The sequence below is a fragment of the Dongia sp. genome, assembly GCF_041909655.1.
In the GTDB taxonomy this organism is placed as follows: Bacteria; Pseudomonadota; Alphaproteobacteria; order Dongiales; family Dongiaceae; genus Dongia.
Window position 1 is genome coordinate 15186 of sequence record NZ_JAYRDA010000019.1, and the last position, 13037, is coordinate 28222.

Annotated in this window: 12 protein-coding genes; 9 read left to right on the top strand and 3 right to left on the bottom strand. The window is 61.0% G+C overall.

Annotated features, from left to right (window positions below; translation table 11 throughout):
• Positions 1-84 precede the first annotated feature (84 nt).
• The 7 genes from ACE3PR_RS21065 (at position 85) to ACE3PR_RS21095 (ending at position 7984) form a co-directional block, all read left to right on the top strand.
• On the top strand, positions 85-2736 hold the full coding sequence (locus tag ACE3PR_RS21065) for a valine--tRNA ligase (RefSeq protein ID WP_374376232.1): 2652 nt from the start codon (positions 85-87) through the stop codon (positions 2734-2736).
• Between the two features lie 70 nt (positions 2737-2806).
• On the top strand, positions 2807-3424 hold the full coding sequence (locus ACE3PR_RS21070) for a hypothetical protein (protein ID WP_374376237.1): 618 nt from the start codon (positions 2807-2809) through the stop codon (positions 3422-3424).
• Positions 3425-3575: 151 nt separating this feature from the next.
• Positions 3576-5300: a dihydroxy-acid dehydratase gene (gene ilvD / locus ACE3PR_RS21075; RefSeq protein WP_374376239.1), complete on the top strand. Its 1725-nt coding sequence runs from the start codon at positions 3576-3578 to the stop codon at positions 5298-5300.
• A 14-nt stretch (positions 5301-5314) separates the two neighbouring features.
• Complete coding sequence (locus tag ACE3PR_RS21080) at positions 5315-5959, top strand: glutathione S-transferase family protein (RefSeq protein WP_374376241.1); 645 nt, start codon at positions 5315-5317, stop codon at positions 5957-5959.
• 20 nt (positions 5960-5979) lie between these two features.
• Positions 5980-6591, top strand: coding sequence for a LemA family protein (locus tag ACE3PR_RS21085; RefSeq protein WP_374376244.1), 612 nt, complete (start codon positions 5980-5982; stop codon positions 6589-6591).
• 26 nt (positions 6592-6617) lie between these two features.
• Positions 6618-7364 (top strand): YgcG family protein, encoded by a 747-nt coding sequence (locus tag ACE3PR_RS21090; protein ID WP_374376246.1) that lies wholly within the window; start codon positions 6618-6620, stop codon positions 7362-7364.
• On the top strand, positions 7358-7984 hold the full coding sequence (locus ACE3PR_RS21095; protein WP_374376249.1) for a TPM domain-containing protein: 627 nt from the start codon (positions 7358-7360) through the stop codon (positions 7982-7984). The genes ACE3PR_RS21090 and ACE3PR_RS21095 overlap by 7 nt, the downstream gene beginning before the upstream one ends.
• Here ACE3PR_RS21095 and ACE3PR_RS21100 read toward each other — a convergent pair.
• Positions 7976-9031 (bottom strand): GGDEF domain-containing protein, encoded by a 1056-nt coding sequence (locus ACE3PR_RS21100; protein WP_374376251.1) that lies wholly within the window; start codon positions 9029-9031, stop codon positions 7976-7978. The two genes, ACE3PR_RS21095 and ACE3PR_RS21100, sit on opposite strands and share 9 nt — an antisense overlap.
• Positions 9032-9171: 140 nt before the next feature.
• Between ACE3PR_RS21100 and ACE3PR_RS21105 the strand changes: the two genes are divergently transcribed.
• Positions 9172-10668: a M81 family metallopeptidase gene (locus tag ACE3PR_RS21105; RefSeq protein ID WP_374376253.1), complete on the top strand. Its 1497-nt coding sequence runs from the start codon at positions 9172-9174 to the stop codon at positions 10666-10668.
• Here ACE3PR_RS21105 and ACE3PR_RS21110 read toward each other — a convergent pair.
• Positions 10665-11474 (bottom strand): class I SAM-dependent methyltransferase, encoded by an 810-nt coding sequence (locus ACE3PR_RS21110; RefSeq protein ID WP_374376255.1) that lies wholly within the window; start codon positions 11472-11474, stop codon positions 10665-10667. The genes ACE3PR_RS21105 and ACE3PR_RS21110 overlap by 4 nt on opposite strands.
• The gene (locus tag ACE3PR_RS21115) at positions 11471-12277 is read right to left on the bottom strand and encodes an alpha/beta hydrolase (protein ID WP_374376257.1); all 807 of its coding nucleotides are present in this window, start codon (positions 12275-12277) and stop codon (positions 11471-11473) included. The genes ACE3PR_RS21110 and ACE3PR_RS21115 overlap by 4 nt, the downstream gene beginning before the upstream one ends.
• 294 nt (positions 12278-12571) lie before the next feature.
• On the opposite strand from ACE3PR_RS21115, the gene rplM reads away from it, so the two are divergent.
• On the top strand, positions 12572-13036 hold the full coding sequence (gene rplM / locus ACE3PR_RS21120; RefSeq protein WP_374376259.1) for a 50S ribosomal protein L13: 465 nt from the start codon (positions 12572-12574) through the stop codon (positions 13034-13036).
• The last annotated feature ends 1 nt before the right edge of the window (position 13037 follow it).

The window sequence follows — 13037 nt, forward strand, 5'->3', positions numbered from 1 at the left end:
TTCCCGCCCCCTTTGACTACTTGCCCGGGATCGCTATAACACCCGGCAATCCTCGTTTATTCCGGACATGAAGGTTGGCCAGCGATGCTGGAAAAGACGTTTCAACCCGCCGAGGTTGAGAAGAAGCATTACGACGCCTGGGAAAAGGCCGGGGCCTTTGCGGCCCATCCGACCTCAAACAAGGCGCCCTATACCATCATGATGCCCCCGCCCAATGTGACGGGGAGCCTTCATATGGGCCATGCGCTGACCTTCACGTTGCAGGACATCCTCACGCGCTATCAGCGCATGAAGGGGCGCGATGCATTGTGGCAGCCGGGCACCGATCATGCCGGTATCGCCACCCAAATGGTGGTCGAGCGGCAATTGGCCGAGCAGGGCATCAAGCGCACCGATCTCGGGCGCGAGAAGTTCCTGGAAAAGGTCTGGGAGTGGAAGGCGGAATCCGGCGGCACCATCACGCGCCAGCTTCGCCGCCTCGGTGCTTCGCCCGATTGGCCGCGCGAACGCTTTACCATGGACGAGGGTCTCAATAACGCCGTCCGCAAGGTCTTTGTCGATCTCTACCGCCAGGGTCTCATCTACCGCGACAAGCGGCTGGTGAACTGGGATCCCAAGCTGCATACCGCGATCTCCGATCTCGAGGTCGTGCAGAAGGAGCACAAGGGCCATCTCTGGCATTTCAAGTATCCAGTCGAGGGACAGGAAGGCCGCTTCCTCACCGTGGCGACGACACGTCCCGAGACAATGCTGGGCGACACCGCCGTCGCCGTGAATCCGGAAGATGAGCGCTACAAGGATCTCGTCGGCAAGTTTCTGATCCTGCCGCTGGTCGGCCGTCGCATTCCCGTGGTCGCCGATGAATATGCCGATCCCGCAACCGGCAGCGGCGCCGTCAAGATCACGCCGGCTCACGACTTCAACGATTTTGAAGTCGGCAAGCGGCATGGGCTCGAGATGATCAACATCCTCGACCGTGACGCTAAGCTTAACGAGAACGTGCCCGAGCCCTATCGCGGCCTTGACCGCGACGTGGCGCGCAAGCAGGTGGTCGCCGATATCGAGGCTTTAGGCCTTCTCGAAAAGATCGATGACCATCTGATGACGCGCCCTGAAGGCGATCGCTCGGGCGTTGTGATCGAGCCCTGGCTTACCGACCAATGGTATTGCGATGCGCATACCCTGGCGCAGCCGGCGATCAAGGCGGTGGAAGAGGGCAGGACCGTCTTCGTGCCCAAGCAATGGGAAAACACCTATTTCGACTGGATGCGCAACATCCAGCCCTGGTGCATCTCGCGTCAGTTGTGGTGGGGCCACCAGATTCCGGCCTGGTTCGGTCCCGATGGCGAGATTTTCGTGGCGCTCGACGAGGCCGAGGCAAAAGCCGCGGCGCTGAAGCATTACGGCAAGGATGTCGAACTCACGCGCGATCCCGACGTGCTCGACACCTGGTTCTCCTCGGCGCTCTGGCCCTTCTCGACTTTGGGCTGGCCCGATCAGACTCCCGAGCTTGCGCGCTATTATCCTGGCGATGTGCTGGTCACCGGCTTCGATATCATCTTCTTCTGGGTCGCTCGCATGATGATGATGGGCATTCATTTCATGGGCGATGTGCCGTTCCGCACGGTCTACATCCATGCCCTGGTGCGCGATGAGCACGGTCAGAAGATGTCGAAGTCGAAAGGGAACGTGATCGACCCCCTCGACCTCATCGACAAATACGGCTGCGACGCCCTGCGCTTCACCCTGACGGCCTTGGCGGCACAGGGACGGGACATCAAGATGTCCGAGCAGCGCGTCGAGGGTTATCGCAACTTCGCGACCAAGCTCTGGAACGCGACCCGCTTCTGCCTGATGAATGAATGCAAGGCCGATCCCGATTTCGATCCTGCCAAAGTGACGGCGCCGGTCAATCGCTGGATGATCGGACGTCTTGCGAGTTGCGCCCAGGCGATCGACCAGGCGATGGCGCAGTATCGCTACAACGACGCGGCCTCGGCGCTCTATCGCTGTATCTGGAACGAGTTCTGCGATTGGTATGTCGAATTTACCAAGCCGATCATTCAGGGCGACGACGAGAAGCTGAAGGCCGAGACGCGCGCCTGCACCGCCTGGGTGCTGGGGCAACTCCTCCACCTCCTCCATCCTTTCATGCCCTATATCACCGAGGAATTGTGGCCGCAGCTCGGCGAAGGCAATACCAAACTGCTGATTGGCGAGCCCTGGCCGGAATTTTCCAAGCTCGCGATCGATGTCGAGGCCGGTGCCGATCTTGATTGGGTGATCCGCCTTGTCTCCGAAATCCGCACCCTGCGCGCCGAGATGAACGTGCCGCCTGGCGCCCAGATTCCGATCATGCTGCGCGATGCCAACGACCGGACACAGGCGCGCCTCGGCGCCTATGGCGATCTCATCCGCCGCCTGGCCCGGATTGACCGCATCGATCTGCTCTCCGGGGATGGCCCCAAGGGAGCCGCGCAGATTGTGATCGATGAGGCGACCGTCCTGCTGCCGCTGGCCGGGATCATCGACGTCGACAAGGAACGCGCCCGCCTCAAGAAGGATTTCGACAAGGCCGCCGGGGAAGCCGAGAAAATCGCCAAGAAGCTCGGCAATGCCCAATTCGTGGCCAAGGCCGATCCGGAAGTGGTCGAGGAACAACGCCTGCGGCTGGTGGAAATCGAGCAGATGCAAGGGAAGCTGCAGCAAGCCCTGGACCGTCTTGCGGCCATCTGAGCCACCTTGCAGCCTGTAACCGGGCCGTCATAATGGCGGGATGCATCGCGCCCCGGCAATCTGCGGCTTGATGGTTCTTGCCACCCTGCTGCTGGGGGTGGTGCCGTCTGCTTTGGCGGAGCCCATTCAGCATTTGGGATTGATCTTCTCCGACGAGGAGGGCGGCTTCCGGCTCCTCTCGGTCACCGGCACAGGTACACTCGACGACCCGATCACCGTGGTCGAGGAAGTCACCGATCCCAAGCGGCATATTATCCTCGTCATCCGGGGCTTCGGACGCGGTTTTGGCAATCGGGTCGGCACGCAACATCTCACCGCCTTTGCCATGCGCAAGATCGTGCGCAATCGCAGCGACCGGACCTGGCGCAACTACCAGATGGAGTTGCGCGAAGTTTCGACGCGACGCTCGCCTTATACCGATGGGTTGAGCTTCGGGCAGAACTCGACCCTTGGTGAAGCCTATCCGGCGAGCAGCTTTCCCCATCTCCAGCGTTACGACGAACCGGAAGATTCACTGGGTTTCAGCGGCAGCGAGGTGGCACCGGGCGCGGAGGCCGATTTCCGTTTCATCATCAGCGACATGTCGCCGGTTTCGCAATTCTATCTGGTTCAGATTCCGCTGGAGCCCTTATCGTTTGGGCCCCCGGGTATGCCGGGCAAGATTGATTGGGCCGGCGTGGCGCCCTGACTGTTCATATTGCAGCGCGGAATAATTTACGGCAGAGACGCGCCGCGTAGCGCCATGCACAAAAAGGTATGGTCGAAACACCTGTCGCAACACTATCGTGCTGGCAATTGCCGCGTCCCAGTCACCGTATTGCTGGCGAGGATTTCAGCCCATGACCGCCGAACGCTTCGACAAATCGAAACTGCCCAGCCGCTATGTCTCGGTGGGGCCGCAATCCGCACCGCATCGCTCCTATTACTACGCCATGGGCATGACCGAAAAGGAGATCGCCCAGCCCTTTGTTGGCGTGGCGACAACCTGGAACGAGGCGGCCCCCTGCAACATCTCGCTGATGCGACAGGCGCAGGCGGTGAAGAAGGGCGTCAAGGCGGCTGGTGGAACACCGCGCGAATTTACCACCATCACCGTGACCGACGGCATCGCCATGGGCCATGCCGGCATGAAATCCTCGCTGGTGAGCCGCGAAGTGATCGCGGATTCGGTCGAACTCACCATGCGCGGCCATTGCTACGACGCGATCGTCGGCCTTGCCGGCTGCGACAAATCGCTGCCCGGATTGATGATGGCGATGGTGCGCCTCAATGTGCCCTCCGTCTTCATGTATGGCGGCTCGATCCTGCCCGGCCGCTACAAGGGCAAGGACATCACCGTGCAGGATGTGTTCGAGGCGGTCGGCAAGCATTCCGCCGGCACCATGTCGGATGAAGATCTGCACGATATCGAATGCGTGGCCTGCCCCTCGGCCGGCTCCTGCGGTGGCCAGTTCACGGCCAACACCATGGCCTGCGTCTCCGAGGCGATCGGTCTTGCCATTCCTGGTTCCGCCGGTGCACCGGCGCCCTATGAAAGCCGAGATGCCTATGCCGAGGCCTCGGGACAGCAGGTGATGGACCTCATTGCCCGCAATATCCGCCCGCGCGATATCGTGACACGGAAATCGCTGGAGAATGCTGCGCGCGTGGTCGCAGCCTCGGGCGGTTCGACCAATGCCGGTTTGCATCTGCCGGCCATCGCCCATGAATGCGGCATCGAATTCGATCTGCACGATGTTTGCAAGATCTTCCGCGACACGCCCTATATCGCCGATCTCAAGCCCGGCGGCCGTTATGTCGCCAAGGACATGTTCGATATCGGCGGCGTGCCCGTTCTGCTCAAGGCGTTGCTCGACGGTGGTTATCTGCATGGCGATTGCCTGACCGTGACCGGCAAGACCATCGCCGAGAATCTTGCGGGCTATATGCTGCCTTCCGATCAGGATGTCATCCGCCCGGTATCGAACCCGCTCTCCACCACGGGCGGCGTCGTCGGTCTGCGCGGAAATCTGGCACCGGAAGGTGCGATCGTGAAGATTGCCGGTATGAAGAATCTGGTTTTCACCGGCCCGGCACGCTGTTTCGATTGCGAAGAGGATGCCTTCAAGGCAGTGGACAAACGCACCTATAAGGAAGGCGAGGTGCTGGTGATCCGCTATGAGGGGCCCAAGGGTGGGCCTGGCATGCGCGAGATGCTCTCGACCACGGCGGCCCTCTACGGTCAGGGTATGGGCGACAAGGTGGCGCTCATCACCGATGGCCGTTTCTCAGGCGCCACGCGCGGATTCTGCATCGGCCATGTCGGGCCGGAGGCGGCGGTAGGCGGCCCGATCGGTCTGCTGAAGGACGGTGACATGATCACCATCAATGCCGAGACCGGCGAAATTTCGGTCGATCTTGCCGATACAGAACTCTCCGAGCGCCGCAAATCCTGGCGGCCGCGCAAGACCGATTACCAATCGGGGGCGCTCTGGAAATATGCGCAAACGGTCGGCACGGCGGAGAAGGGTGCTGTCACCCATCCCGGCGGCCAGGCCGAAACCCACGTCTTTGCTGATATCTAACTCAAGGAACAATCATGTCGCTCACTTTCTTCTTCGGTTCCGGTTCGCCCTTTGCCTGGAAAGTCTGGCTCGCCCTCGAACACAAGGGCGTTCCGTTCGAAGCCAAGCGCCTGAGTTTCGACAATGACGACACCAAGACGCCGGCTTTCCTCGCGATCAATCCGCGCGGCCGCGTGCCGGCCATTCTCGACGAGGGCTTTCCTCTCTGGGAATCCTCGGCGATTATTGAATATCTGGAGGAGCGCTATCCGGAGCGGCCCTTGCTGCCGAAAGATATCCATGGCCGCGCCATTGTGCGCCGCATGGTCAATGAGGCAGACAATTACCTGGCTACCACCAGTGGCGAACTGGTTGAACAAGCGGTCTATCTGACCCCGGCCGAGCGTGATCCCGAGAAGAGCCAAACTGCGCGCAAGCAGATGATGGATGAACTATCACGCCTGGAAAAGGGACTGAAAGGCGACTTTCTTTATGAAGCTCTGGGGCTCGCTGATTACGCGGCCTATCCCTATGTCCGCATGGCGCAGCGCGCCGACGAGCGCGCACCCGGCCTCGGCATTGCTCGCGCCGACATGCCGGCCAAGGTGCGCGCCTGGATGGACCGCATCGAAGCATTGCCTTATTATGCGCGCACCATCCCGCCGCACTGGAAATCGTAACCCGAGCGAGAGAGAACAGAATGCGCATCGCCGGTCTGGTGATCCTGGGACTCCTCGTAGCCGTCATCGCCTGGGCGGCGACCGGCATCAATGCCATCCCGACGAAGGAAGAAAGCGCCAGCGCCGCCTGGGCACAGGTGCTCAACCAGTATCAACGGCGTGCCGAATTGGTCCCCAATCTGGTGGCGACGGTAAAGGGCGCGGCCGATTTCGAGAAATCGACCCTGGAATCGGTCGTGCAGGCGCGTGCCAAGGTGGGAACGATGCAGCTTCCTGCCGACATTCTTACCAATCCCGATGCCATGCGCGCCTTCGAATCCAATCAAGGTGCGCTTACCTCGGCACTCTCGCGCCTGATGGTGATCGCCGAGCAATACCCGCAATTGCAGGCGACCGAAAATTTCCGCACCCTGCAGGATCAGTTGGAAGGCACCGAAAACCGCATTGCCGTGGCGCGCCGCGATTTCATCGAGGCGGTGCGGATGTACAATACGGAACTCAAAACATTTCCCGGTGTGTTGTGGAAGCGCTTCCTCTATCCGGACCGCGAGCCGATGCAGCAACTGGAGATCGAGCCCGAGAAAATGGAAGTACCGAAGGTCGATTTCGGAACCACGGGCAATACAAACTGATCATGCTGCGGCGAGGGGTAGCAATATTGCGGTATTTGCTGGGGCTGATGCTCCTCGTCGTCATGTCGCCGGCTTTGGCCCAGGAGATGACCCTGCCGGCACTTTCCGGTCGCGTCGTCGACCGCGCCGAGATTCTCTCACCGCAAGCCGAAGCAGATATCACGGCCAAGCTTGACGCTCATGAGAAAACGACCGCCAACCAAATTGTCGTCGTCACATTGCCAGATCTCATGGGCCGCCCGATCGAGGATTGGGGCCTGATGCTGGGGCGCGGCTGGGAGATTGGTCAGGCTGGAAAGAACAACGGCATCATCTTCCTGATTGCACCCAACGAGCGGGAGCTCCGCATCGAGGTGGGCTACGGCCTTGAAGGGGATTTTCCCGACGCAACGGCCAGCCGCGTCATCCGCAACGACATCATCCCCCATTTCAAGGCTGGAGAGATGGAAGAGGGTGTGGAGGCGGGTGTCGATGCCATTCTTGCCGTGCTAGATGGCAGCTACCTCACAGTCATGAAGCATGTGGATGGCGGCACAAACTGGTCGACCATCGCCGACAAGGTGTTGCCGTTCTTCTTTCCCATCCTCTTTATCGGTCTCTTCTTCGTCATGCGTCTGCGCCGTCGCTGGGACAAGAAGCTCAACCGATATTCCTGGTATCTGGCGCAGAGCAGTGGCGGTACGGGAGGCGGCTTCTCATCCGGCCGGTCCAGTGGCGGTTTCTCGGGCAGAGGTGGTTCCTTCGGCGGCGGTGGAGCGAGCGGCAGATGGTAAGAAGGCGGTTGGATGCCGCGGCCCTGGCGCGGATCGAGGCGGAAATTGCCAAGGCCGAGTTGTCATCGCGGGCGGAGCTGGTCGCCATGATCGCTCCGCGCGCCGATGAGTATCGGGCGTCAGGATTGATGCTGGCGATTCTCGGTGCCTTCCTCGCAGGTATAATCGGCTGGGGTTTTCTTCCCTGGACCAGCACCGGGGAAATCCTGGCGGCCGAGTTTCTTGCCTTCCTCGTTCTCGTGATTGTGGCGGAACTGACGCCGCTCGGTGATCGGCTGACACCCCGGATGATGAAGGCCAATGCGGTGCGACGCCTTGCACACGCGTCGTTTCTCGAATTCGGCCTTGCCGCGACACCCGAGCGCAATGCAGTTCTTTTCTTCGTCAGCCTCGCCGAACATCACGTCGAGATCATCGCCGATGGCGATATTCACCAGAAGGTGGGGGAAGGGGCCTGGCAACGCGTCGTCGATGATTTCACGGCGCAGGTGCGCAAAGGTGAACTGGAGGCGGGTTTCATCACCGCCATCCAGGCCTTGAGCTCGATCCTTGCACGGCATTATCCAAACAGCGGCGATCGACCGAACAGCTTCTCCAACCGGCTGATCGCCTTACCGTAACGTGTTGGATTCGGCGACGACGCGGTTACGGCCTTCGCTCTTGGCGCGATAAAGCGCCTGATCGGCGCGGGTAACGAATTCTTCCAATTGTTCGCCCGACCGATAGCGCGCGACACCGATCGAAACGGTGACGGTGCCGTAACTTTGCCCGGTGGTGCGGTTCTTGAGGTAATGGCTGCCGAGATTGACGCGCAGGCGGTCAGCGCGATCGAGTGCATCGGTCAGTCCGGTCTGCGGCATCAACAGGGCGAATTCCTCGCCGCCATAGCGCGCAGCCGCGTCGGCGCCCACGGTGCTTGCCTTCAATTTTGATCCGACGATCTTCAGGACCTGATCACCGACACGGTGACCGAATTCATCATTGAATTTCTTGAAATGGTCGATGTCGAGCAGCATCAGGCAAAGGTCGCTGCGCTGCTCAGCGGCCTGATGGGCGCGGAACTGGAGGGCGACATCGAAGCTCTTGCGATTGCCGATACCGGTCAGCGCATCGGTCAGGGCTTCGCGCCGCGCCGTTTCCAGGCGCGATTGAAGCAAGCTCATCCGGGTGGAACTGGCCTTGAGCTGTGCTTCCAATGCCTGGTTCTTCTGGCCGATCAGCTTGGTGGCGGCGATGAGTTCGCCAACCAGTTCGCGCATGGAGCCGGTATCGATCCTGGCCTCGCCCAGTGAGCCGCTGGCCTTGTTCAGCGTGGCGCCGAAAGCCTTGGCATCCAGCCCGGCCTGACTGACCTGCTTGATGACGTCGATAAGAGTGGCCTGCAATTCATCGCCGGTCGACTGGATTGTCTCGCCACCCCCGTTCTCGCGGAAATATTTGTCGAACAAGGCCTGCATCTGGCTGCCGGAAACGACCTTGCCATTGCTCAGCAGAGCGTCGAGATCTTGCCGCAAGGCCGGTGTCGTGCCCGCGAGATAGTGATACCAGACGCAGAAATTGCCGGGCGTCGGCGAGATGTCGCGCATCGCCATCTCGGCAATCGCGGTCGCTGCGTGCTGAGTGGCGGTATCGACATCTTCGATCATGAAGATCGCTGCTTGAGCCATATCGAGTCGTCCATCCCCCAAAACCCTATGGCGGAGCGGAGAATTTCACATTCCCGAAACGCCGCCAAGTGTTGATTATCTTCCCAATTCGTGGTGGTTTCTGAGCCAGGGCAAGCAACCAAGGGAAGGCAGCCTCTGCCATGGCGCGCATTGCGATCGGCGGTTTCCAGCACGAAACGAATACCTTTGCTCCGGTGAAGGCAGGCTTCGCGGATTTCGAGATGGCCGATGGTTGGCCGGGACTCACCACCGGCGATGCGCTGTTCGAGGTCTTCCGCGGTATCAATCTGCCTCTGCCTGGCTTCATTGAACAGGCGAAGGCGGCGGGACATGAGTTATTGCCGCTGCTTTGGTGCTCGGCATCGCCCTCGGCGAATGTGATGCGCGATGCCTATGAGCGCATTGCCGGCGATCTCGTTTCCGGCATCAAGGCGCTGTCCAGGCTGGATGCGATCTATCTCGATCTCCACGGCGCCATGGTGGCCGAGCATCTGGAGGACGGCGAGGGCGAGTTGCTGGAGCGCATCCGCAAGATCGTCGGACCTGACATGCCGATCGTCGTCAGCCTGGATCTTCATGCCAATCTCACCGAACGTATGGTTCGGCATGCTTCGGCCCTGGTGGTCTGCCGTACCTATCCGCATGTCGATCTTGCCGAGACAGGCGCTCGTTCGGCGGAGGTGATCGACCGGCTGCTGAAGCAGGGGCCATTGGCCAAGGCGATGCGCCGCGCCGATTTTCTGGTGCCTTTGCCGTGGCAATGCACGCTCATCGATCCCGCGATGGCGCTCTATGGCGAGGTCGCGGCCAGCGAGACGCGCAATGCAGCCGCGAGTGCCTCCTTCGCCTTCGGCTTTCCCCCTGCGGACATCCATGAATGCGGGCCGGCGATCGTCGCCTATGGCGAGACCCAAGCGGCGGCGGACCGGGTCGCCGACAATCTGATAGGAGCTCTCAAATCCGCCGAGCGGGATTTCGCCGGCAAGATATGGAGCAAGGACGAGGCTGTTGCCCATGCCATGCTGAAAGGCCTCAGCGGCCGCCCGGTCATCCTGGCCGACACCCAGGATAATCCCGGCGCCGGCGGCAATTCGGATTCCGTCGATCTCCTGGAGGCGCTCATCCGTCTGAAGGCGGAGGGTGCGGTCTTTGCCAATCTCTATGACCCCGAGACCGCGCGGATCGCTCATGAGGCGGGCCTGCATAATTCCTTCGAGCGCGCGATCGGCGCCTGGTGCGGCTCACCGGGTCTGGAGAAACTCAGCGGCCGCTTCGAGGTGTTGGCCCTGGGCGATGGCAGTTTCAAGGCGACGGGGCCTTTCTATCGCGGCAATCATATGCAACTGGGGCCGATGGCGCTCTTGGGTATCGGCGGCACGAAGATCGTGGTGACCAGCCGCAAACAGCAGGCGGCGGATCAGGCGATGCTGCGGCACCTGGGTGTCGAACCGGCGCAGCAGAAGGTATTGGCATTGAAGAGCTCGGTGCATTTCCGCGCCGATTTCCAGCCGATCGCTTCCGAGATTTTGATCGTCGCGGCGGCCGGCGATAACCCGGTCGATAACAGCACCTTGCCCTATCGGCATCTCAGGAAGGGATTGCGGCTGATGCCACTCGGGCGGGCTTTCGCCGGCTAGGCCGCTTTCTCGGCCACCAGAAGCACATAATCCCCCATCGTGTCGTCGAAGCTGGCCGCCACCTCGGCAAAGCGACCGCTGCTGAGATCCTCGTCGAGCCGCGCCAATCCGGTGCCGACTTCCTGCGCCAGATCGAGGGGCGTGAAGGCAAAGATATTGCCGCGCACTTTGGCGTCGAAATAGACCTCGGGCCGGTGCCTGCCGCAATAGAGGACAAAATCGATCGGGTCCCTCGGCACGTTGAATTGTTCGATCTCGGCGACACGCAGGCCGCTTCCTTTGAAGGCGGCTTCGATCCGGTCACGTCCCGGCATGCGATCGGCTGCGCGGCGCATCAGTTCCGGAAAATAGGCATTGAGCCAGAATTGCCGCGCCTGCTCGGGGAAGGCAGTGAAGGCGACGAAGCGCGCTCCCGGCCGCAGCACGCGCGCGATCTCGGCAAAGACGGATTCAAAATCCTGCAGGTGATGCAGCGTCATCGTGCAGAAGACGCCAGCGAAGCTATTGTCGGCAAAGGGCAGGGCCTCGGCCTGGCCGGCCACCCACTCGATGCGCGGTTCCTTGGCGCGTGCGCGCCGCAGCATCAGAGTGGATTGATCCAGGCCGATCGCCATCACATTCCGGTCGGCGACGGCGATCGTGTAATTGCCGGTGCCGCAGCCGATATCAAGCACGGGCTCGGGATGCCGCACATCAAGGAGCCGCGCGATGGCGGCGGCCAGTGTCGGATCCGCGCGGCGGGTACGATCATAGCCAACGCCCAGGCGGTCATAGACCGCATTGGCTGATTTCGGTCGGTCGATCATGCCTGCAGCAATCCGATCATGGCGCGGGTGAGCGGCGCCTCGGCATTGGCCAGGTCGCGCGTAATGGAAAAGTGATGCCGGCCGGGAACGCACAGGTATTTCGACACACTGCCGGCGGCTACCAGCCTCGCATGATACATCTCGGATTGTTCGATCCACATCTCGGGTTCGTCGGCGCCCACGGCGACGACGCTGGGCAATGGATGTGTGATGGGCAGAGCAAGGGGCGACAGGCCGGGGATCTGGTCCGGCGTCAGATGCACCTCATCGCGTACCTGGATGCGCGGAATCGGGCTGAGATCATAGATGCCGGTAATGAAAGCGGCGGCGCGGATGGCCGAGATCGGCGCGCAATCCGCAGCATCTGAATATTGGAGAGCCATGGCACAAATATGTGCACCGGCGGAATTGCCGGCAAGGACAAGACGGTCCGCATTACCCCCCATTTCCGCAGCATGGACCCGCACCCAATGCAGGGCCGCGCGAGTCTGGGCGAGGAGGGTGGGCAGGTCGACATTCGGACAGAGGTCGTAATTGATCAGCACGACCGCTGCCCCCGCCGCCAGGAAGGGCGGGGCGATGAAACTGTAATGGTCCTTGGAAAGGGCCCGCCAATAGCCGCCATGGATCCAGACCAGGATTGGGGCGTTGGCGGCCCGGGCCGGGAAGATGTCCAGCACCTGACGTGCCCCCGGGCCGTAGCGGACGTTCAGCTGCGCATTCCTGGATTGCTGAACAGGGACGGAGAGAGCGAGATCCTCCGCCAGCCATTTTTCATGGTCCGGGACTGCGATCCGGGGCATGAATTGTTGTGCCAGCGCCTCGTCCGAAAGCGCCCCGTACTCCACTTTCGGCACCATTCCCTACCTTAAGTGATTGATTTGCAGCATAATTGACAGGGTCTTCGAAAAAGTCCAGAACAACATAGAGATGTGTTCTGGTATTATGGTACCGTTTATTTAAGTAATTGATTTCATTGATATACGCGAGGTCGCTGCGAACATACCCGTTGACAGGTCGCGCGGTGCTCTGTATCACCCCCGCCAGAGAGCGAAGGGGTGGGCCCTTCGACGGCAATTACGCTTGAGTGATGAGTCATGAAGACCTATTCCGCCAAGCCGGCCGAGGTGGTGAAGAAGTGGGTTCTGATCGATGCCGAAGGCGTCGTTCTGGGCCGTCTGGCGTCGATCGTCGCCAACCATCTGCGCGGTAAGCACAAGACGACTTTTACGCCGCATGTCGATTGCGGCGACAACATCATTGTCATCAATGCCGACAAGGTGCGCGTCACCGGCAACAAGCTTGAAGACAAGATTTTCTATTATCACACTGGTCATCCGGGCGGCATCAAGGAGCGCAGCTGGGGCAAGATCCTGGGCGGCAAGCATCCTGAGCGCCTGATCATCAAGGCCGTCGAGCGCATGGTCCCCCGCGGCCCGCTCGGTCGCCAGCAGATGAAGAACCTGCGCGTCTATGCCGGCACCGCTCATCCGCATGAGGGCCAGCAGCCGGTGACGCTCGACGTCGCGGCGATGAACCCGAAGAACAAGAGGATTGCGTAAT